Source organism: Paracoccus denitrificans, from assembly GCF_900100045.1.
GTDB classification, from domain to species: Bacteria; Pseudomonadota; Alphaproteobacteria; order Rhodobacterales; family Rhodobacteraceae; genus Paracoccus; species Paracoccus denitrificans.
In genome coordinates this window covers 49,513-71,219 of record NZ_FNEA01000014.1, presented here as the reverse complement: position 1 = coordinate 71,219, position 21,707 = coordinate 49,513, and the positions used below count along the sequence as shown (strand labels likewise).

The window sequence follows — 21,707 nt, the reverse complement described above, 5'->3', positions numbered from 1 at the left end:
CTCTTTCAACTCGTGCAAGGCCCTTGTGGGCTGCAATGATTTAACAACTGACGCGCGTATCCGGCATAACGAATCCGGCGCTTTGGACCAACCTATAAAACCGTCCGCAGGCCTGCCTTTTTAGGCAGAATCCGCTCGGCCGCGGTCAGATCGGCCTGATCCGAGGCGCCCTGCCGCAGCCGGCGGGCATTGCCCAGCAGCGCCCCGGCGGTCAGCCAGGTCAGCGGCGTCATCGTCGCGTTCGGGATCAGGTCCAGCATGTTCATCGCCAGCATCAGCGCGACCGCACCCAGCACCACCATTTCCTTCTTGCGCGGCGGGTTCCTGCCCCCCGGCATGGCCCGCAGCAGCGCGAAGATCGGCGTCAGCAGCAGCAGGAACTGCGCCAGATAGCCGAAGATGCCGCGCGCGCCGACCATGATCACCCATTGCCCGTCCGGCACCGAGGCCAGCCGGCCGCTGTAGGGATCGTAGAACAGCGGCCGCCCCCAGCCGCCCCAGCCGAAGACCGGCCGCTCCATCGCGCGCTCCAGCAGCGCCTCTTCGTTCATCAGGCGGAATTCCAGCGACTGCCCGCGATCGGGCGAGATCGACATGGCCAGGTCCACCACGCCCTGCAGCGGCATCCAGGGTGTCGTGCGCAACGTCGGATAGGAAAAGGCCACGGTGGCCACCAGCGCCGCCACCAGCACCATCACGCGCGGCCGCGCAAAGGCCACCAGCGGCGCCGCCATCAGCGACTGCAGCAGCGCGCCCGCCGATTTGCACAGAAAGACGATGCAGCCCAAATAGATCGCGATCAGCAGGTTGCGCCGCGTGCGGTCGTTGCGTGCGATGGCGATGGCCGACAGGAAGGCGGTCATGGTCATCAGTGCCACCCACAGCGGATGCTCCAGAAAGACGATGGGCCGATAGCCGCCATAGCGGATGGTCTGGATGAAATCGTGCTGGAAATAGCCATAGACCCAGACGTTGATCTGCGGGCTCAGCCGCAGTTCCGCCAGCATGGGGATCGAATACCACAGCACGCCAAGCAGCAGGCAGCGGATCCACAACTCGGCCCCCTTGGCGTTCCAGAGCAGCCTGTAGCCCATGAAGAAGGGCAAGAACAGCAGCGCCTGCACGATCAGGTCGGCGATTCCCTGGCTGATCGACATGCCGGGGCGATAGTTTATGCCGTCGATCAGCGGATCTGGATTGGTTATCGCCGTCATGATGGGCGAGATGAAGTTCAACGCCACAAGCAACAGCACCCAAGGCCCCATGGGCGGCGGGGCCGGCTCGTCCCGGGCCTGGTCCCTGGTGACGAAATAGACCATGACGGCGGCGGCGAGCGCCGGAATCATGTGCTTGTTCAGGCCGGGAAAGGCCGGCAGGTCGATCTCGACCAGTTGCGGCAGCAGCAGGTAGCCGGCAAAGATCGACCAGATCAGCGCCCGTTCCCGCTCCATGCGCTGGAACAGGACCGCCACGACCACCGGCCAGGTCAACAGCACCATCAAGGCCAATATGGGCATGGCCCGACTCCCGTCCCGCGGCAGGGCCGCCTTCTCGACCGACGGCCGGAAGGACGTTGCAATCCCCTCGCCGCCAACACATCCTGCCGCCAGTTCCGGCCGGACCCGAGGCGTATCATGCATTTCAGCTTTCCCGACGGCAATGCCGTCCGCATCAATTGCCGGGATTCTTCCGCGCTGCTTGCCGCCGTGCGACAGAGACTGGCGGACGGGCGCGGCTTCGCCATCGCCACGATCAACGTCGACCACCTGCAAAGGCTGGGCGAGGATGCCCGCTTTCGCAGCGCCTATGCCGCACATGACCTGGTCTGCGCCGACGGCAATCCCATCGTCTGGCTGTCGCGGATCGCCGGCCGGCCCGTGGCGCTGGCACCCGGCTCGGACCTGGTGCTGCCGCTCGCCGCCGAGGCGGCGCGGGCCGGCCTGCCTGTGGCGCTGATCGGCAGCAGCGACGAATCGCTGGCCCTTGCCGCGCAAAGCATGCAGGCGGCGGTGCCCGGGCTGCGGGTCGCGCTGACCCATGCGCCGGGCTTTCCCTTCGACCCGATGGGCGAGGAAGGGGCCGAGATCATCGCCCGCATCCGCGCCTCGGGCGCGCGGCTGTGCTTCCTGGCGCTTGGCGCTCCGCGGCAGGAACTGTTCGCCATCCGCGCCCGCGATGCGCTTGGCGACGTGGGCTTCGCCTCGATCGGGGCCGGGCTCGACTTTCTTTCGGGCCATCAGCGCCGGGCGCCGCAGCTCATGCGCCGGCTGAAGCTGGAATGGCTGTGGCGGATGCTGTCCAATCCACGCCGGCTGTTCGTGCGCTATGCCAAAGGCTTCGCCATCCTGCCCGGCCATCTGCGCCGGGCGCTGGCGCTGCGCGCCGGAAACGACGAGGCGCCCAGATAAAAGAGGGACGCCGCAGGTCGCGGACGCCCCCGAGGCTCAGGTCCAGTCGAAATGCAGGCTGTCCGCCAGGGTCAACGCATGCAGGGTGCCCGCCCCCTGCCCCTCATGCTGTGCCAGCAACTGGCGATAGGCGTCCAGAAGCTCGCCGTGATTCCAGCCGGAGGCATGCGGCACCCCCTCGGCCGGCCCGTCGAAGATCGCGCGGGCGGGCGTTGGGCCGTGCGAGGTCGGGCCGGGGGCATCCTGATCCACCGTCTCGGCAAGCGTGCCTTCCAGCGGGGCGGCGGCGGCCGTCTTGGCCGCGGCGCCGTCCTCGGCCTGCATGGTCTGCGCCGCCTGCATGGTCTGCGCCGGAGCCTGGCTGTTCTGCGCGGCGGTCAGCGGAATGCCCATCTGGTTCAGCACGGCGCGGGTCAGGGTCACCGGAGCGACGCCCTCAAGGATCAGCCGCTCGCCGTTCGGAAAGGACAGCACCGCATTGCCGTTCTGCCCGGAAATCCGGACATCGCCCACATCGACCCGATTGCCCTGCGCATCATGCAGCCCGGTGACGTTCAGCCGGTCGCCGTGGCGCAGGATGTTGCCGCCCGCGTCGCGCTCGTCGCCGACCTGGAAGGCGCGGATGGTATCGACGCCGAAGCCGTCGTTCAGGATCAGAACGTCGCGCGCCGCATCCCGCGCGGCCAGGCCGCCATTCGCGGCATGGATATCGTCGGTCATCGAGATGAAGTCGTTGCCGCGACCGCCGTTGATGGTATCGGCGCCCTGGCCGCCCTCGATCGTGTCCCTGCCGGCGCTGCCGGTGATGCGGTCGTCGCCCCAACGGGTGTTGATCTGAATGCCCCGCGCATTCACGCCGATATCGGCATTCGCCGCGCTGACCGTGTCCCGGCCCTCATGGGTCCAGAACTGCTCGAACTCGCGAAAGACCAGCGTGCCGTTGGCCTGCGGATAGCTGGCATGGCCGGCGCTGCGGCTGGTGAACACCACATTGGCGCCGACGCTGTTCTCTCCGTCGCCCTTGGCCCATATGTTCAGCAGGTCGTGGCCGGCACCGCCGACCAGCGTGTCGCGGCCGATGTTCTGGATCGGCGCCATGCCGCCATTGTTGCCCCAGCGCACATTGTCGTCGCCCGCCCCGGCATGGCCGAAGTCGTTGCCCTGCGAGGGCATCAGCAGGTCGTTGCCGTTGCCGCCATAGATGGTGTCGTTGCCGTTGCCGCCGTCCAGCACGTCGTCGCCCGGTCCGCCATGGACATAGTCGTGGCCGCCGCCACTGTTGATGGTGACGCCATGCACCGGCGTGTGGTTGACGCCCGAGCCGCGCGCGGCGTTCATCTTGGAGCCCTGGGCGCTGATCCAGTCGTTGCCCGCGCCGGTCTGGAGCCGCTCGAAGCCCACGAAGTTCAGCCGGTTGCCAAAGGCGTCCAGGGCATAGCCGTTCTCGCTGGTGTTGAAGGTGACGCGAAAGCCGTCGGCGCCGTTCAGGTGCAGCCGGTCGCCGCCGGCCAGGTCGCCGTAAGGATTGGGGTCGTAGCGCTCTTGCGCGCTGCCGCCGTGATAGATGTCGAGATTGCCGCGGGAGTTCGCGTCCTGATTCCAGATCAGCACATCCGCCCCCGGCCCGCCATGCACGGAATCGCTGCCTGCACCCCCGTTCAGCGTGTCGTTCCCGCCAAGGCCGGTAATCGTATCACGCCCCGCAGTTCCGCGCAGGCTGTCATTGCCCGCCGTCCCAGAAATCACGGCCATGTCTGTCCCCAGTTCGATGTCGATGGGGATAGGCTTCGAAAAACAGCACAATATCCCGCCCGTTCGCCTATCCGGGGCGGATTAGAGTGAATCGGCCAGAACCGTTGCACCTATCCTTTTGGACAGGAAACCGCCGGTTTTTCTGATGTGTTTCGCGTTGGAGTTGTGGGTTTCTAGGTGTTCCGTTCCTTTCCGTTCCATCCATGGCGTTGCGCCGACCGGCTCGTCCCGCCCGGAAACGACAGCCTTGCCGCCCCTGATCGGCGAATCGGTCACATCCCGCGATTGAGCCTGCCCGTGGCATCACCACCGCAGGATGCTCAACCGCAATCCGTCGTGAATCCGGGGCCTTCGACGATCCCTTGGCCCGCCCTTGGATGAGGCGCCGAGGGGACACGCGAAAGACCGCCGCACGCTACGGCCGATCCGGCAGGTTTTCGCCGATCTAACCCGATCCGCGACCGCAAGTTCAGCTGTGTTTTTGGGCAGGTGCCGGGCCGGGGGGTCAGCCGGTCAGAACCAGCCAGCCGGCCCCCGGCGCCGCAAGACGCACCTGCGCGCCGGGGCTTGGCAATTCGGCCCCCGGTTCGTTGAAACGGTCCAGCACCACCTCGCGCCCGGCCGCCCGCGCCCGCAGGCGCTGGACCGAGCCCAGGAACTCGACGCCGGTGATCTCGGCCGGGATGCCATCGGGCGCAATGCGCAGGCTTTCGGGCCGCGCCGCCAAGGTGATGCGCCCGGCGGGCAGCGGCCGGTCCAGCGCGATCTCGGCGCCCTCGACCCGGACAAGGCCGCGGGCGGCGTCCAGCACCTCGGCCTCGAAGCGGTTCAGGGTGCCGACGAAGCCGGCGACGAAATCCGTGGCGGGCTGGTTGTAGATCTGCGCGGGCGTGCCGGTCTGGTCGGCGATGCCCTTGTGCATGACCACGATGCGGTCGGAAATCGACAGCGCCTCTTCCTGGTCATGGGTGACAAAGATGGTGGTGATGCCAAGCTGCTGCTGGATCTCGCGGATCTGGTTGCGCAGGCTGACGCGGATCTTGGCATCCAGCGCCGAAAGCGGCTCGTCCAGCAGCAGCACCCGCGGGCGCGGCGCCAGGGCCCGGGCCAGCGCCACGCGCTGCTGCTGGCCGCCCGAAAGCTGCCAGGGATAGCGCCCGCCCAGGTCGGGCAGGCCGATCAGGTCCAGCATCTCGGCCACGCGGCCGGCGCGGTCGGCGCGCGGGACGCCGGCGACGCGCAGGCCGAAGCCCACGTTCTCGGCCACGGTCAGGTTCGGGAACAGCGCATAGGACTGGAACACCATGCCGATCTGGCGCTGGTTCGGGCGTGCCCGGGTCACGTCCTGCCCGTCGATCACCACCCGGCCCGCCGTAGGCGTCTCGAACCCCGCGACCATGCGCAGCACCGTGGTCTTGCCGCAGCCCGAAGGACCCAGGAAAGACACGAACTCGCCCTTCTCGATGGCCAGGTCGAAGTCATGCACGACCCGGGTCGCGCCAAAGGATTTCTGCAGGTGATCAAGGGTCAGGAAGCTCATGTCGGTCGTATCCGTGTGCCGAACAGGCGGGAAATCAGCTGCATCAGCCCCATGCAGCCCCAGGTGACGGCAAAGGCGATCACCGCCAGCGCCGCCGGCTCATAGGCGCGGTTCGCACCCAGAAGCTGCATGTAGGGGCCGAAGGCCGGCCGGTTCAGCAGCGCCGCCATGGTGAATTCGCCGATGACGATGGCAAAGGACAGGAAGGCGCCCGACATCACCGCGCCCAGCACGTTGGGCAGGATCAGCCGGCCGATGATGCGCACCCAGCCGGCACCCAGCGATTGCGCCGCCTCGGTCAGCGAGCGCACGTCCAGCGTCGACAGCCCGGTATCGACGGCGCGATACATATAGGGCAGCGCCAGCGTGGCATAGCCGCACAAGAGCAGCAGGTTGGTGCCCGAGGCGGTGCCGGTCAGCGGCAGCACCGACGAGGTATTGTAAAGCCGGATATAGCCAAAGACGACGACGATCGCAGGAATGACCAGCGGCAGCAGGGTGATGAACTCGATCACCGGGCGCAGCCGCGGCAGGCGCAGCCGCACCCAATAGGCGGTCGGCACCACGATCAGCACGCCCAGCACGATGGTCAGCAGCGCCATGGCCACCGAATAGCTGAAGGTGGCGCGGAAATTCGGGTCCGACAGCACCGAGCGATAGGCGTCCAGCGAATATTCCCCGCGCCGCATCCGCAGCGAGAACTCGATGGTGCCGATCAGCGGCAGCAGGAAATACAGCCCGCCGACGATCAGCGCCGCCCAGGACCAGACCCGCCTCATCGCATCCACCGTTCGGCACGGGCGCGCATGACGACATAGGCAAGGTTGGCAAGGCCCGTGACGACGATCATGCCGAAGGCCATGGCATAGCCCAGGTGCGGGTCTTGCAGCACGTCGCCCCGGATCTGCGCGAACAGCATGATCGGCACGATGGACAGCGACGATCCGGTCAGCGCATAGGCCGTCGCCACCGCCCCGAAACTGTTGGCGAACAACAGCGCAAAGGTGCCCAGCAGCGACGGGAACAGGATCGGCAGCGCCACCATGCGCCAATATTGCCCGGTCGAGGCGCCCAGCACCTCGGCCGCCTCGCGCCATTCGCGCTTGAGCCCCTCCAGCGCCGGGGTGATGATCAGGATCATCAGCGGGATCTGGAAGAACAGATAGGTCAGCGTCAGGCCCCAGAACGACAGCAGGTTGAAGCCCATGGCATAGATGTTGATGCCGAACCATTGCCGCAGCAGCATGGTCACCAGCCCCACCCGCCCCAGCGTGGCGATGAAGGCAAAGGCCAGCGGCACGCCGGCGAAGTTCGAGGCGACGCCCGAGAACGTCATCAGCGGCCCCTTGATCCAGCGCGGCACGCCGCCCATGACCACCGCCGCCGCCATGGCGAAGCCGATCAGGCAGCCAAGCAGCGCCGAGGCCAGCGAGATCTTGATCGAGATGGCAAAGCTCGACACGATCCGCGGCGAGGCCAGCCCGGCCAGATTGGCCAGCGTGAACTCGCCCTGCGGGTTCTGGAATGCGCCGATGACGATGTTCATCGTCGGCAACACCAGAAACAGCAACGCAAAGGCGAAAAAGGGCACCACGCCCAGCCAGTTCCAGCCGATCTGTCTCATTCCGTCTCGCAAGTTCGGGGGCGGCCCCGCCATCCAAGCGGGGCCGCCGCGCCTTATTCCTGGACCGCCGCGCCGACGGTGCCGTCCCAGCCCTCGGTCACGACCTTCTTGTTGGCCTCTTGCTGCTCCAGCGACGGGAAGATCGCCTTTTCATAGGCTTCGGCCGGGGGCAGCGCGTCCAGCAGTTCCTGCGGGATCTTGCCGTTGGCCGCCAGGTCGTTGAAGCGGATCGGGTGGCAATAGCCCTTGAGCCAACCCAGCTGGCCCTCGTCCGAATACAGGTATTCCATCCACAGCTTGGCCGCGTTCGGATGCGGCGCATAGGCCGAGATCGCCTGCACATAGACGCCCGCGACCACGCCGTCCTCGGGGATGATCACCTCGACCGGCGGGTTGCCGTTCAGGCTGTCGCGCCAGGAAAGCAGGTTGTAGTCCCAGGCGGTGACGATGGGCGTCGCACCCTGGGCGATGGTCGCCGACTTGCCGATGACCGGGACGAAATTGCCGGCCTTGTTCACATCGGCCATCAATTCCATGCCCTTCTGGCCGGATGCCTCGCCCGGCTCGCCGCCATTGGCGATGCCCGCCGCCATGACCGAGATGATCGCCTGGGCCGAGGCGCGCGGATCGCCCGCCAGCGCGAAGGCGTTCGCGTATTCCGGCTTGGTCAGGTCCTTCCAGCTTTGCGGCGCCTCGTCGATCAGGTCGGTGTTCACGCCAAAGGCCATCACGCCGTAATAATCGCCATACCAATAGCCCTCGGCATCCTTGGCATCGTCGGGAATCGTGTCCCAGGTCGCGACCTTGTAGGGCTGGATCAGCCCCTCGGCCTTGGCCTGCGGGCCGAAGGACAGGCCCACGTCGATCACGTCGGGCGCCTGCGGCCCCTTGTTGTCCTTGTTGGCGCGGATCGCCTCCAACTCATCGGCCGAACCCGCGTCGGGGTTCAGCTCGTTGACCTTGATCTCGGGGTATTTCGCCTTGAAGCCCTCGATCACGCCGCCGTAGTTGCACCAGTCATGCGGCAGGGCGATGGTGGTCAGCATGCCCTCGGCCTTGGCGGCCTCTTCCAGCGCCGCCAGGTCCTGGGCCACGGCCGCCCCCGAACCCGCCAGCAGGGTCAGCGCGGCCAGTCCTGCCGCGGTCGATTGAATGGTCATTGGTCAACTCCGTTCCAGAACACGCCCCATCGGCGGCTGGATGCCACCTAGCGGCCCCCCATGACAGTCTTGCGACAGGAAGGCCCTGCTGGCAAAGCTTTTTTTCGCAGTTGACCCAAGGGAACCGCGCCCGGCCCCGGCCGCTCAGGGCACCAGCACCAGCCCCACCTTCATGGCCCTGCCGCCGATGCGGTATTCGGCCTCGACCCGGTGGCCGGGCTGGGCGGGATGCAGCGTGCCCAGCGAACCCAACGAGATCACCGAGCCGGGCTTCAGCTCATAGCGGCCCTGCTGGACCAGCCACAACACCACGTCCAGCGGATGGCCCAGCAGCATCTCGCCCGAGCCGGTGCCGATGCTCTTGCCGTCAAGTTTCAGGTTCACCGTCAGCGCCGCCAGATCGGCGACCGGATCGCGCAATTCGGAAATCGGGATGCCCCGCCCCAGCACGCCGCGCCAGGGCGTGACGCCATAGGCCACCATCAGGGGTCCGGTCGGCACCACGTCCTTTTGCAGCGCCAGGTCGGGCAATTCGATGAAGGGCCGCACATCCTTGAGCGCGGCCGCCACCTCTTCGCGCGTCCGGGCCTGCATGATGGCGGAACTGCCCACGGTCACGACCAGATCGGCCTCGAAAAACGGGTCGCGGCCGCCCTTGAGGCTGAGCCGCGCCCCGTCCGGCAGCAGCATCGGCGCGAACAGCGCCCCGGCCACCGGCTCGGACACGCCGAACCGCTCTTGCACCGGCTTCGAGGTGAAGCCGACCTTCACCCCGACCGGAGCGCCCAGTTCCGCCTCCAGCACGCTGCGGAAACTGGCATAGGCGCAGGCCCCCTCCTCGACGGTGCGCACCAGCGGGTCGGGCAGGCGCTGGCCGGCGATCCAGCCGCGCGCGGCGTTCTGCATCAACGAGACATCCGGGCAGGCTGCGACGGCCACGCCCGCGAACGGCAGCATGATTGCGCCCAGAATCAACGATTTCATCGCCACCGCCCCAAGACTGTTTTCCCGCAGACGATGCCGCAACAAGGGGCGGCTGTCACCGGGATTCTTGCGTTCCTGCGGCAACTTGCCCGCATCCTGTTTGCATCGGCCCGCGCATCCCCTAGAAGAACGGGACCGCAGGCGACAAGGCTGGACATGAGCGACCAACCCACTCCGATGATGGCGCAGTATCTCGCGATCCGCGAGGCCAATCCCGGCGCGCTGCTGTTCTATCGCATGGGCGATTTCTACGAGATGTTCTTCGAGGACGCGGTGGCCGCCGCCGCCGCCCTCGACATCGCGCTGACGAAACGCGGCACCCATCTGGGCGAGCCGATCCCAATGTGCGGCGTGCCGGTCCATGCCGCCGAAAGCTACCTGCTGACGCTGATCCGCAAGGGCTTCCGCGTCGCCATCGCCGAGCAGATGGAGGATCCGGCCGAGGCCAAGAAGCGCGGCAGCAAATCCGTCGTCGCCCGCGATGTGGTGCGGCTCGTCACCCCCGGCACGCTGACCGAGGAATCGCTGCTGGAGGCGCGGCGGCACAATTTCCTGGCCAGCTTTGCCAGTGTGCGCGATGAATCGGCGCTGGCCTGGGTGGACATCTCGACCGGCGCCTTCCGCGTCATGCCCTGCCCGCCGGCGCGGCTGGCCCCCGAACTCGCCCGCCACGCGCCACGCGAATTGCTGGCGGCCGAGGGCGCGAACCTCGATGAGATCGCCGCCGAGGCGGGGGCCGCGCTGACGGAACTGCCCGGCGGCAGCTTCGACAGCAGCGCGGCGACGCGCCGGCTGTGCGCGCTGTTTTCGGTCGAGACGCTGGACGGGTTCGGCCAGTTTTCCCGCGCCGAACTGGCCGCCATGGGTGCCATCGCCGATTACCTGGAACTGACGCAAAAGGGCCGGATGCCGCTGATCCGCCCGCCGGTGCGCGAGGCGCTTGGCGGCGCCATGCAGATCGACGCCGCGACACGCCGCAACCTGGAGCTGACGCAGGCCCTGTCCGGCGGGCGCGAGGGCAGCCTGCTGGCCGCCATCGACCGCAGCGTGACGGCGGGCGGCGCGCGGCTGCTGGAACGCCGCATCAGCGCCCCCTCGCGCGACCTGGACGAAATCCACGCCCGGCAGGCGGCGGTGGCGCATCTGGTGGACGAGCCGCGCCTGACCGCCGATCTGCGCGAGGCGCTGTCGCGCGCGCCCGACATGGACCGTGCCCTCTCGCGACTGGCGCTGGAGCGGGGCGGGCCGCGCGACCTGGCCGCAATCCGCGCCGGGCTGACGCAAGGCGCGGCCATCGCCGCAATGCTGGGCAACGACGAGATCGCCGTGCTGGCCGAGGCGGCGCACGACCTGACCGGCCACGACGCGCTGATCGACCTGCTGGACGAGGCGCTGGTGGCCGAACCGCCCTTGCTGGCGCGCGACGGCGGCTTTGTCGCGCCGGGCTATGACGAGGACCTGGACGAAACCCGCCGCCTGCGCGACGAGGGCCGCGGCGTCATCGCCCGCATGCAAGCCGACTATATCGCAGAGACCGGCGTGCAGAGCCTGAAGATCAAGCATAACAACGTCCTGGGTTACTTCATCGAGACGACTTCGACCCATGCGGAACGGATGCTGGCCCCGCCGCTGAACGAGCGGTTCATCCACCGCCAGACCACGGCGAACCAGATCCGCTTCACCACGGTCGAGCTGTCCGAACTGGAAACCCGCATCCTCAACGCCCGCGACCGCGCGCTGGAGATCGAGCGCGAGATCTTTGCCCGCCTGTCCCGCGCCGTGCTGGACCGGGCCGGCCCCGTCGGGCAGGCGGCCCGCGCGCTGGCCGAGATCGACCTGACCGCCGCTTTCGCCGACCTCGCCTCGGGCGAGGGCTGGGTGCGCCCCGAGGTCGATGCCAGCCGCGCCTTCGTGATCGAGGGCGGCCGGCACCCGGTCGTGGAGCGTGCGCTCAAGCGCAAGGGCGAGGCTTTCGTCGCCAACGACTGCGCGCTGACCCAGGGCGAGACCCCGGCGATCTGGCTGCTGACCGGCCCGAACATGGCCGGAAAATCGACCTTTCTGCGCCAGAATGCGCTGATCGCCATCCTCGCGCAGGCGGGCGGCTTCGTGCCCGCGCGCCGCGCCCATATCGGGCTGGTCAGCCAGCTTTTCAGCCGCGTCGGCGCGGCGGACGACCTGGCGCGCGGCCGCTCGACCTTCATGGTCGAGATGGTCGAGACGGCGGCGATCCTGAACCAGGCCGACGACCATGCGCTGGTGATCCTGGACGAGATCGGGCGCGGCACCGCGACCTGGGACGGGCTCAGCATCGCCTGGGCGGTGATGGAGCATCTGCATGCCACGAACCGCTGCCGGGCGCTGTTCGCCACGCATTACCACGAGATGACATCGCTGTCGGCGCGCCTGCCCGGCGTCGAGAACGCCACCGTCGCGGTGCGCGAATGGGAGGGCGAGGTGATCTTCCTGCACGAGGTCAGGAAGGGCGCCGCCGACCGCTCCTATGGCGTGCAGGTGGCGCGGCTGGCGGGGCTGCCGCCCTCGGTTGTGGACCGCGCCCGCGATATCCTGCACCAGCTGGAAAGCGGCGAGCGGCAGGGCACCGGCAAGCCCGCCGCGCTGCTCGACGACCTGCCGCTGTTCCGCGCCGCGCCGGCCCCCGCACCCGCGGGCAAGGCGAAGCCCTCGGTGGTCGAGGACCGCCTGCGCAGCCTGAACCCCGACACGATCAGCGCCCGCGAGGCGCTGGACCTGGTCTATGAACTCCGCGGCATGCTGGATGGCGAGCCGTGACGGCGGGCGGCGCTAGATCGTCACCTTGACGAAACTGTCGCGCAGCGCGGCGGACCAGGCGGCGGACATGGCCATGAAGGCCGGGTCGCCCTCGAGGATGCGGCGCTTGTGGCTGACCCGGCAGTCGTCCTTGCGGATCACCGCCAGGTCCAGCGGCATCCCCACCGACAGGTTCGAGCGCAGCGTCGAATCCATCGACAGGAGCACCGCCTTTTGCGCATCGGCCAGCGAGGTGTCGGGCCGCACCACCCGGTCCAGGATCGGCTTGCCGTATTTATGCTCGCCGATCTGCAGAAACGGCGTGTCCTCGGTCGCCTCGATGAAATTGCCCTCGGGATAGACCAGGAACAGCCGCATCTCGCCGCCCGCGCGCTGGCCGCCGACGATCATGCTGGCGCTGGCCTGCTGGTTCAGGTCGCGGCATTGCTCGACGATCTCGCGCCGGGTGCGGTTCAGCGTCTGGCCGATGATCGTCGCGACCTGAAGCATGGTCGCGGCATGCATGATCGAGCTGGTCTCGTCGGCCTCGGGCAGGTCGATGGCCTCTTGCAGCCGCGCGATGGTGGTCTGGGTCAGCGACAGGCTGCCGGCGGTCAGGATGGCGATCACCCGCTCGCCCGGCTGCTCGAAGAAGAACATCTTGCGATAGGTCGAGATATTGTCCAGCCCGGCATTCGTCCGGGTATCCGAGAGCAGAACCAGCCCTTCGTTGAGCTTCAAGCCGACGCAATAGGTCATGACCGTTTCCTGGCACAGAATTCCCCGAGGCATACGACCGCCCCGCGCCCCGTGCAACCGGGGTTACTGCTCCATCTCCTCGACCTGCACCCGCACGTCCAGGCTTTCCTCGCCCGAGCCGAAGGTGGTGCCGCGCACCGGCGCCGCATCGTCCGCGTCCAGCCCCGAGCCCAGCCGGACATAGCGGTCGTCCGGGCAGCAGGCATTCGCGGCGTCGAAGCCGACCCAGCCGAGGGAGCCGACATGGATCTCGGCCCAGGCATGGGCGGCGTCATGCGGCTCGCCCCCGGCATTGGAATGCAGATAGCCCGAGACATAGCGCGCCGGCAGGCCGCGTTCGCGGGCGCAGGCGATCAGCGCATGGGCATGGTCCTGGCAGACCCCCTGCCCCAGCGCCAGGGCCTCGGCGGCGGTGGTATGCGCCTCGGTCACGCCCGGCTCATAGGCGATGGCCCTTGCGACGGCCGCGGCCAGCCGGTGCGCAAGGTCCAGCCCGTCCTCGCCCTGTTCGGAAAGGGCAAGGTCGCGCAACGCCGCGTCGATCCGGGTCGCCGCCGTCGGGCGCAGATAGACCAGCGGATTCACCGTCTCGCGGTGGCCGCGCAGCACGCCGGCGGTGTCGCGGGTCTCGACCTGGCCAGCGATCGAGACCACGATCTCCTGCACCGGGCCGCGCACGCTCCAGCCCTCGATCCAGTCGCCGGCACCGTCGCGAAATGCGGCGCCGCGCTGGCCGCCGCTGACCGAAATCGTCCAGTCCGCGACCCGCTGCCCCTCATGGACCGAGGGCGTCAGCCGCAGGCTCTGCACCAGTCCCTGCGCCGGCGGATCGTAGCAATAGCTGGTCTCGTGGGTGATCTTCAGCCGCATCGTCCGCCCCCTACATCCGTCCGCTCAGGTAATCGTCATGCACGGCATTCGAGATGCTGGCCACCTCATTGATGAACCAGGACAGGAACTCGTGCAGCCCTTCGTCGAAGATCGCCTCGATGTCGCGGGCGATCAACTGCTCCAGCGTCTCATGCGCGCGGGCCGAGGCGCTGGCCGGCACCGCGGCGCCATAGCGGCGCACCAGCCCGTCCAGATGCCAGACCGCCTCGTAAAGCGAGGTCAGAAGCGAACGCGGGCTCTCGCCGTTCAGGATCAGGAAATCCGCGACCTTGCTGGCCGTCACCTCGCCGCCATAGGCCCAGTGGAACGCCCGATGCGCCGAAAGCGCGCGCAGGATCACCTGCCATTGGTAATTGTCGAGGCCCGAGCCTACGAACTCGACCCGCGGCAGCAGCACGAAGTATTTCACGTCCAGCAGCCGGGCGGTGGCGTCGGCACGTTCCAGCGAATAGCCCAGATTGATGAAATGCCAGCCGTCGTTGCGCAGTTGCGTGGCGTTGATCGCCCCGCGCACGGTCGAGCTGTGCCGGGTGGTGAAATCGGTCAGCATGGCGGGGTCGAGCTGGCCGCGCGACCGGCGTTCCAGCGCCCGCAGATCCTGATAGGCGCTGTTCAGCGCGTCCCAGACCTGGCTGGTCAGCGCCGTGCGCACGATCCGCCCGCCCTCGCGCGCGCGCTCGATGCACGAGGCGACCGAGGAAGGGTTGGCATGGTCGAAGAACAGCCAGGTCTCGACGTTCTCCTGGGTGATCTCGTCGCCGTAGCGCTCGGCAAAGGCGGCCTGCGCGCCCGAGGCGCGCAAGAGCGATTCCCATTCGTTGCGATAGCCCTCGGCGGTGTTCGGCAGCAGGGTGATGCGCGCACCCACGTCCAGAAGGCGGGCGGCGGTTTCGGCGCGCTCCAGATGGCGGCCCATCCAGAACAGGTTGGCGGCGGTGCGGCTGAGCATGGCTGGCCCCTTTCCTATTCCGACAGAACCCAGGTGTCCTTGACGCCCCCGCCTTGCGACGAGTTCACCACCAGCGAGCCCTCGCGCAGCGCCACGCGGGTCAGCCCGCCGGGCACCAGCTCGATCCGGTCGCCGCAAAGGCAGAAGGGGCGCAAATCGACATGGCGCGGCGCCACGCCCTCGTCGACAAAGGTCGGGCTGGTGGACAGCGCCAGCGTGGGCTGGGCGATGTAATTGCCGGGATCGGCCTTGATGCGCTCGGCAAATGCCTCGATCTCGGCCTTGGTCGCGCGCGGCCCGATCAGCATGCCGTAGCCGCCCGAGCCATGCACCTCCTTGACCACCAGGTCCTTGAGATTGGCCATGACATAGCGGTAGTCGTCGTCCTTCCACAGCGTCCAGGTCTGGACGTTGTTCAGGATCGGCTCTTCGCCCAGATAGAAGCGGATCATCTCGGGCACGAAGGTATAGACCGCCTTGTCGTCGGCCACGCCCGCGCCGGGGGCCGAGGCGATCGAGACCCCGCCCGAGCGCCAGACATCCATCAGCCCCGGCACGCCCAGCATGGAATCGCGGCGAAAGCACAGCGGGTCGAGGAACTGGTCGTCGATGCGGCGATAGATCACGTCCACCCGTTTCGGCCCCTGCGTGGTGCGCATGTAGACGAAGCCGCCGTCGACGAACAGGTCGCTGCCCTCGACCAGCTCCACCCCCATCAGGTTGGCAAGGAAGCTGTGCTCGTAATAGGCGCTGTTGTAGTGGCCGGGCGTCAGGATCACCACGGTCGGCTCGCCCTCGCATTTCGCCGGCGCGACCGAGGCGAGCGTGCGGCGCAGCAATTCGGGATACTGGTCCACCGGCTCGATGCGGTTGTTGCGAAACAGCGCCGGGAACATCCGCATCATGATCTCGCGGTTCTCCAGCATGTAGCTGACGCCCGAGGGGGTGCGGCAATTGTCCTCCAGCACATGGAACTCGTCCCGGCCGGTGCGCACGATGTCGATGCCGACGATATGCGAGAACACCCCGCGCGGCGGCACGAAGCCGACCACCGCCTTTTCATAGGCGGCGTTCCGATAGACCAGCGGCGCCGGGATGCGGCCGGCGCGCACGATCTCGCCCCGGCCGTAGACATCGCGCAGAAAGGCGTTCAGCCCCCGCGCCCGCTGCTTGATGCCGCGCTCCAGCCGGCGCCATTCGCCTTGCAGGAACACCCGCGGCATCATGTCGAAGGGGATCAGCCGGTCCGGGTCGCCGCCCTCGCCATACACGGCGAAGGTGATGCCGATGCGGCGAAACAGCGCCTCGGCCTCGGCCTGCTTCATCTGGCGGATCTCGGCCGGCATGGTCTCGATCCAGTCCGAGAGCATGGCGTAGGGCTCGCGCACTAGGCCGCCATCGACCATTTCATTGTAGTAAATCGTCATCGCTGCCACCCTTCCCTGTGCCCATGATCTTCGCATCCTCGCTGGCGCTGTCCACAGCAGCGGCGCCTGCGGCCAAAACGAAATCAGGGTTTGACGAGCGCCGGGCCTTTTCTGCCGAAATAACAGGCAGAAAAGGCCGGCACGGCTCGGGGGAGGCGGAAAGGACGGGAAACCGGCCGCAACAGGGCTGCCGATTCCGCGGGCAGTGCCTCAGACGATGATCAGGTCGTCCTGCAACGCGGCGATATTGGCAAACCCGTTCAGCGTAAGCACATTGCCGTTGCCGAAATCGAAGACGGTATTGCCGCCCGCAACATGGGCGAGTTGCAGGACCTGCGCCACGCTGCGCGGGCCGCCGCCCCAAAGCGCGTCGTCGATGCGAAGCGTATCCAGATCGTCCTGAAAATCGCCCACGACGTCCCGGCCGCCCTGAAAGACGAAATGATCGGCCCCGGCCCCGCCCAGCATGGTATCGTCGCCCTGGCCGCCGACCAGCAGGTCGGCACCGGCGCCACCCTCCAGCCAGTCGTCGCCCTGGCCGCCAAACAGCAGATCGTTGCCCTGACGGCCCAGCAGCGTGTCGTTGCCGAAAAAGCCCTCCAGCCGGTTGGCATGGGCATTGCCGGTCAGCCGGTTGGCCAGCCCATTGCCGCTGCCGTCCTGCGCCGCGTTCGAGATCAGCACCAGGTTCTCCAGATTGGCGCCCAGCCGCAGGGTGACGGTAGAACGCACGGTATCGATGCCCTGCCCCGCCGCCTCGACGATCTGGTCCCGGCCATCGGTGACATAGACGTCGTCGCCCGCGCCGCCCTCAAGCCGGTCGGCACCGCCCTGGCCGTTCAGCGTGTCATTGCCGGCCCCTCCGCGCAATGTGTCGTTGCCGGTCCAGCCGCGCAGGATGTCGTTGCCGTTGCCGCCGATCAGCAGGTCGGCCCCGGCGCCGCCGCCCAACACGTCCCAGCCGTTGCCGCCATACAGCGTGTCGTTGCCCTGACCGCCCAGCAGCGTGTCGTTGCCGGAAAAGCCCTCCAGCCGGTTGGCATGGGCATTGCCGGTCAGCCGGTTGGCCAGCGCATTGCCGCCGCCGTCCTGCGCCGCGTTCGAGATCAGCACCAGATTCTCCAGATTGGCACCCAGTTGCAGGGTGACGGTAGAACGCACCGTATCGATGCCCTGCCCCGCCGCCTCGACGATCTGGTCCCGGCCATCGGTGACATAGACGTCGTCGCCCACACCACCCACAAGTCGGTCGGCGCCGCCCTGGCCGTTCAGCGTGTCATTGCCCGCCGCACCACGAAGCGTGTCGTTGCCGGCGCCGCCGCGCAGGATATTGTCGGCCCAGTTGCCGATGACCAGATCGTTGCCGCGGCCGGCCTGCGCGTTCTCGATCAGCGTGCCGGGCATGATCGAGATATTGCCCACCAGCCCATAGGCGTTGGACGACGTCCCCGCCACCAGCGAAATGCGCTGGCCACGCGTGTCGGTGCCCAGGTCCAGCATGTCCACGCCGCCCTGGTCGAAGATGGTAAAGGCGATGTCGTCCCGCGTATCCGCATTGCGCAGCAGCGCCGCGATGGTGGCATAGCTTGGCCCGGCATTGGTGGTTTCGCCATAGGTGTTGTTGCCGGTGCGGATCGCGGTCGGACCGTAAAGCCGCTGGATCGCCAGGATGTCGGCGGTCATGGGCGAGGCGATATAGGCAAAGCTGGCATCGACCCAGACATTCTCCGCCTGGTCGAAATAGGACATCACCGATGCCTGCCAGCTGTCGTTCAGATAGTGGTTGTTCACCCCCAGGACGGCGCTGCCGTTGTAGTTCCCCGCATGACCCAGCCCCAGGGCATGGCCGATCTCGTGGATATAGGTCTGATAGCTGTAGCTGTTGTAGCCCGTGCCATAGCTGATCAGCCAGTCCAGCCCGATATTCACATGCGAGCTGACGATGCGGTCGCCGCTGGTCATCGACGAGGACCAAGCCCCCCAGTCGCTGTCGTCGAAGGTGATGTGGATGGTCGCGTTCGTCCCGGGATTGCGGTTGAAGACGATGCCCGTCACCTGCGCCCAGGCCGACAGCGCCATGCCGGCCAATTGCCGCCCCTCCTGCGTCAGCCCCGACAGGTCCACGTTCAGCACATCGCCCTGCCCGACATCGAAGGCGCGGCGCGACCGCCCGGTCGCCTCCCAGTAGCCGTCGGTCAGTTGCAGGGCGATCTCGGCCATGGTGAAGTGGTGCGTCGGCCCCGTCGCCGCCAGATTCAGGCTGTAGGCGCCCGAGTAAAGCCCGGCATAGCTGCCCGCCTCCAAGTAATAGGTGCCGGGCTGGGCCACGTTCAGCACCAGGCGCGAGTTCAGCCCGTCGCCGTCGTCGTTCTGGGCGACCTGCACGCCATCGTCGTCCATGACCCGCAAATACGGATCGTAGACGCCGGCCGCGCCGCGCGAATCCAGCGTGATGACATAGCTGCCCGGTTGCAACTCAACGCGCACCCAATCCCTGTCGCCCGCGCTCAGGGTGCCGTTGAACGTGTCCCCCACCGCCATCGCATAGCCGGTCGAGCGCCCCGCCGGCGCATCGCCGCCCTCGGTGCGGACCGCGCGGGCGACCGCGGCCGTCTCGTGCAGGGTCGTGCCGGCGGCATCGGCAAAGGTCAGGTTTCTGCCCGTGAGCGTCATGGAATCGTCCTTGTGCGAAATCAATTGCGTGCGGCTTGCGAAAGCGCGGTTTCCAGCAGCGCCCGGGCAAGGGCCCGGACCCGCTCATCGGGAATCGAGGGCCGATCCGTCACCGACAGTACGATCTCCTCGCCCTGGTGCCGGCCCGAGGCGCTCTCGACCGTCAGCCTGGCGCGCAGGATGTCGGGGCGCGGGCTTTCGGCATCCAGGACCAACTGCGTCCAGGGCATGTCTTCGGGCCGCGCATCGTGCTGGCCCAGCACCTCGTCCAGCGCAGCGCATAGCTGCGCCACCAGGGCATTGTCGCCCGGGGGGCAGGTCAGCCTGACAGGATCCGCCACCGCGCCGGTCACGACGCAGGCCGCGAACAGGGTTGCCGGCAGCAGGGCAAGGCGCATGGCGTCGTCTCTCGTGCGGATGCGGGGGTCATCGGATCAATGGTTAACCCGCCCCGCCCGAACATGCCAACGCAACGCAGGAACAACCGGCGCAAATCACGTCATCCGACCCGCAGTTCATGAAAATGCCGTGCATTTCCGGCCCCTGATGCGCAGGAAATCCGCCCGGCGCTTACCGGATGGTAAAGGTTTCCGGCCTAGAAGGGGATCGCACCACACCGAAACGACGGAACCGAAAATGCAACTGACACTGCTGCTCCAGCCGGACGGGCTGACGATCCGCGTCGATGAAAAGCGCCTCGACGCCGCCATCGCCACCGCCTTCAAGGACCGCGTGCGCGGCCTGATCGCGCGGGGTGGACCACATGTGACGCTGGATCTGGGCGGGGTCGAATTCATGGACAGCTCGGGCCTTGGCGCGGTGATCGCGATCTACAAGGCCATGCCCCCCGGGCGGCAGCTGACGCTGACCGGGCTGACGCCGAATGTCGAGCGGGTGTTCCAGCTGACCCGGATGCATACCGTGCTGACCATCCGCAAGACCGGCGACGCGCCCGAGCCCCCCGGTGACCCCGACCCGGGGCAGAAAAGGCCCGAAGAATGAACGCCTCGCCCGAACCTGCCGGAAGCCGGCTGCGTCGCCCTCCGCCCCGACGCCAGCCGATGTTTCACCGCATCTTCCGCGCCGATCCCGCAACCGTGCGCGCCGCGCTGCTGTTTCTGCGCGAAAGGTTCGACGGCAGCGCCGGGGACGAAGTGATCGCCAAGCTGGAACTGGCACTGGCCGAAGTGCTGAACAACATCTGCGAGCACGGCACCCGCTACGAGGCCCTGCGCCTGGACGGGCGGGCCCATGCGCCGCTGATCCATCTTTGCGTCGCGCGCCATGTCGGCGGCATCGCCTGCGCGGTGACCGATGACGGCCGGCCGCTGCCACCCTCCTGCCTTGCCGCGCATGGCCTGCCCTGGACCGCTCCGCCGCCCCGCGACGCCGAGGCGATCCTGCTGCTGCCCGAAGGCGGTTTCGGCTGGTTCCTGATCCAGGACCTGACCGCCTCGCTCAGCTATTTCCGCGAGGGGCGGCGGAATTTCCTGGCCTTCATCGTTCCGGTGACCGAGCCGCTGCTGCAAAACGCTCCCGCAGCCGGCACGACCTGAGGGGCCGGGCGATCAGTTCAGCCCGAACTGCAACGGATAGCGGCCGTCCTGGAATTCGCCGAACATCTCCGTCACCTCGGGATGTTCCAGCGGCTCGCCCGAATAATCGGGCACCAGGTTCTGCTCGGAAACATAGGCGACGTAATAGGTCGCCTCGGTCTCGGCATAGAGGTGATAGAACGGCTGGTTGCGCGACGGCCGCGAATCCTCGGGGATGGATTCGTACCATTCCTCGGTATTGGCGAATTCCGGGTCCACGTCGAAGACCACACCGCGGAACGGATGTTCGCGATGACGCACCACCTGGCCCAGATTGTATTTCGCGCTCTTGGACGGAATCCGCATCTCACCGTTCCTGTTTGGCGCGGCTCTTACAGCCCCGTGGCCCCGCTGTCCACCTGTCGGCTGCAAACCGCCCCGCCAGGTGCGAGTTTCTCACAGGCCGGGGCTGCGATCATCCGAAATCCGCATCACGCCGGGGGCCAGGCCGACTCCTGGGCCGGATCGGCCACAGCGGCCGGGCATGCGAAGCCGGTGCGGCCGGTGCTTCGTCACGGCGGCAGGACCCGGGCGGGTTCAGCGGGCCGGCAACCCCTCGCCCGGCTCCAGCGCCACGGTAGAGATCGACATCTTGGCCGACCCCTCCTTCACCTGATCGGCATGGGCCAGATAGACCAGGACCTGATTTTGCTCGTCATAGATCCGCTTGACCCGCAGCGACTTGAAGATCAGCGAGCGCGAGGCGCTGAACACCTCCTCGCCCTTCGGGCCGCGCCGGATGTCGCCAAGCCTGACCGGCCCCGTCCGGCTGCATTCGATGGCGGAATTCGAGGGATCCTCGAACCAGTTTCCCTGGCTCAGCCGATCGATCACCGAGCGGTCGAAATAGGCCAGATGGCAGGTCACGCCCTGCACCCCGGGATCGGCGATGGCCTCGACGATGATGTCGTTGCCGACCCAGTCCACCCCGACCTTGCCGACGATCTCGGCCGAAGCGGGCACGGCCGTCAGCAGCAGGGCAGCGATCCATGGCTTCATCTCGACCTCCAGGCAGCGGAACCGGATGGAGGATGGCAAGCCCGCCCCGCCGCCGCAAGCCCCTTGGCCGGGGTATTCGTCCGGGCCTGCGGACCGGCGGCGGAAATGCGGCCGGCTGTGGCGCTCGCCGGAATCACCGCCACGTGGTCCGAAGAGCCGGTCTCCGGCCCGCCG

At 67.6% G+C, this 21,707-nt stretch carries 19 protein-coding genes; 4 read left to right on the top strand and 15 right to left on the bottom strand.

Annotation, left to right across the window (positions count from 1 at the left end):
• Positions 1-92: 92 nt before the first annotated feature.
• Complete coding sequence (locus tag BLT64_RS13865) at positions 93-1,517, bottom strand: hypothetical protein (protein ID WP_011747175.1); 1,425 nt, start codon at positions 1,515-1,517, stop codon at positions 93-95.
• A 117-nt stretch (positions 1,518-1,634) separates the two neighbouring features.
• On the opposite strand from BLT64_RS13865, the gene BLT64_RS13860 reads away from it, so the two are divergent.
• Entirely contained in the window at positions 1,635-2,408 is a 774-nt protein-coding gene (locus tag BLT64_RS13860; protein WP_011747174.1) for a WecB/TagA/CpsF family glycosyltransferase, read from the top strand.
• Positions 2,409-2,444: 36 nt separating this feature from the next.
• Here BLT64_RS13860 and BLT64_RS13855 read toward each other — a convergent pair whose 3' ends face one another.
• The 6 genes from BLT64_RS13855 to BLT64_RS13830 form a co-directional block, all read right to left on the bottom strand.
• Positions 2,445-4,160, bottom strand: coding sequence for a calcium-binding protein (locus BLT64_RS13855; protein WP_011747173.1), 1,716 nt, complete (start codon positions 4,158-4,160; stop codon positions 2,445-2,447).
• Between the two features lie 505 nt (positions 4,161-4,665).
• Positions 4,666-5,700 (bottom strand): ABC transporter ATP-binding protein, encoded by a 1,035-nt coding sequence (locus BLT64_RS13850; protein WP_011747172.1) that lies wholly within the window; start codon positions 5,698-5,700, stop codon positions 4,666-4,668.
• Complete coding sequence (locus BLT64_RS13845) at positions 5,697-6,479, bottom strand: ABC transporter permease (protein WP_011747171.1); 783 nt, start codon at positions 6,477-6,479, stop codon at positions 5,697-5,699. The genes BLT64_RS13850 and BLT64_RS13845 overlap by 4 nt, the downstream gene beginning before the upstream one ends.
• Positions 6,476-7,324: an ABC transporter permease gene (locus BLT64_RS13840; protein WP_041529778.1), complete on the bottom strand. Its 849-nt coding sequence runs from the start codon at positions 7,322-7,324 to the stop codon at positions 6,476-6,478. Before BLT64_RS13840 ends, BLT64_RS13845 begins: the two co-directional genes overlap by 4 nt.
• Positions 7,325-7,377: 53 nt before the next feature.
• Positions 7,378-8,484 carry an ABC transporter substrate-binding protein gene (locus tag BLT64_RS13835; protein WP_011747169.1) on the bottom strand — a complete coding sequence of 369 codons (1,107 nt, stop codon included), beginning with the start codon at positions 8,482-8,484 and terminating at the stop codon, positions 7,378-7,380.
• Positions 8,485-8,628: 144 nt separating this feature from the next.
• On the bottom strand, positions 8,629-9,468 hold the full coding sequence (locus BLT64_RS13830) for a 2-keto-4-pentenoate hydratase (RefSeq protein WP_011747168.1): 840 nt from the start codon (positions 9,466-9,468) through the stop codon (positions 8,629-8,631).
• Positions 9,469-9,624: 156 nt separating this feature from the next.
• On the opposite strand from BLT64_RS13830, the gene mutS reads away from it, so the two are divergent.
• The gene (mutS, locus tag BLT64_RS13825) at positions 9,625-12,261 is read left to right on the top strand and encodes a DNA mismatch repair protein MutS (RefSeq protein ID WP_011747167.1); all 2,637 of its coding nucleotides are present in this window, start codon (positions 9,625-9,627) and stop codon (positions 12,259-12,261) included.
• 12 nt (positions 12,262-12,273) lie between these two features.
• On the opposite strand, the gene BLT64_RS13820 is transcribed toward mutS, so the two are convergent.
• The 6 genes from BLT64_RS13820 to BLT64_RS13795 form a co-directional block, all read right to left on the bottom strand.
• Positions 12,274-12,999 (bottom strand): proteasome-type protease, encoded by a 726-nt coding sequence (locus tag BLT64_RS13820; protein ID WP_041529777.1) that lies wholly within the window; start codon positions 12,997-12,999, stop codon positions 12,274-12,276.
• A gap of 63 nt (positions 13,000-13,062) precedes the next feature.
• Positions 13,063-13,869, bottom strand: a complete 807-nt coding sequence (locus BLT64_RS13815; RefSeq protein WP_011747165.1) for a transglutaminase family protein — start codon at positions 13,867-13,869, stop codon at positions 13,063-13,065.
• 10 nt (positions 13,870-13,879) lie between these two features.
• Positions 13,880-14,839, bottom strand: a complete 960-nt coding sequence (locus tag BLT64_RS13810) for an alpha-E domain-containing protein (RefSeq protein ID WP_011747164.1) — start codon at positions 14,837-14,839, stop codon at positions 13,880-13,882.
• 14 nt (positions 14,840-14,853) lie between these two features.
• Positions 14,854-16,266, bottom strand: a complete 1,413-nt coding sequence (locus tag BLT64_RS13805) for a circularly permuted type 2 ATP-grasp protein (protein ID WP_011747163.1) — start codon at positions 16,264-16,266, stop codon at positions 14,854-14,856.
• Positions 16,267-16,476: 210 nt separating this feature from the next.
• A complete protein-coding gene (locus BLT64_RS13800; protein ID WP_011747162.1) occupies positions 16,477-18,939 on the bottom strand; it encodes a M10 family metallopeptidase in 2,463 nt (820 codons plus the stop codon).
• Positions 18,940-18,959: 20 nt separating this feature from the next.
• The gene (locus tag BLT64_RS13795) at positions 18,960-19,337 is read right to left on the bottom strand and encodes a hypothetical protein (protein WP_011747161.1); all 378 of its coding nucleotides are present in this window, start codon (positions 19,335-19,337) and stop codon (positions 18,960-18,962) included.
• A 238-nt stretch (positions 19,338-19,575) separates the two neighbouring features.
• On the opposite strand from BLT64_RS13795, the gene BLT64_RS13790 reads away from it, so the two are divergent.
• On the top strand, positions 19,576-19,941 hold the full coding sequence (locus BLT64_RS13790; protein ID WP_011747160.1) for an STAS domain-containing protein: 366 nt from the start codon (positions 19,576-19,578) through the stop codon (positions 19,939-19,941).
• A gap of 59 nt (positions 19,942-20,000) precedes the next feature.
• Positions 20,001-20,495: an ATP-binding protein gene (locus BLT64_RS13785; protein WP_230998625.1), complete on the top strand. Its 495-nt coding sequence runs from the start codon at positions 20,001-20,003 to the stop codon at positions 20,493-20,495.
• 12 nt (positions 20,496-20,507) lie between these two features.
• Here the strand turns inward: BLT64_RS13785 and hspQ are convergent, their stop codons facing one another.
• Both hspQ and BLT64_RS13775 read right to left on the bottom strand, forming a co-directional pair.
• Complete coding sequence (gene hspQ / locus BLT64_RS13780) at positions 20,508-20,840, bottom strand: heat shock protein HspQ (protein WP_011747158.1); 333 nt, start codon at positions 20,838-20,840, stop codon at positions 20,508-20,510.
• 231 nt (positions 20,841-21,071) lie between these two features.
• Entirely contained in the window at positions 21,072-21,533 is a 462-nt protein-coding gene (locus tag BLT64_RS13775) for a CreA family protein (RefSeq protein ID WP_011747157.1), read from the bottom strand.
• Between the last annotated feature and the right edge of the window lie 174 nt (positions 21,534-21,707).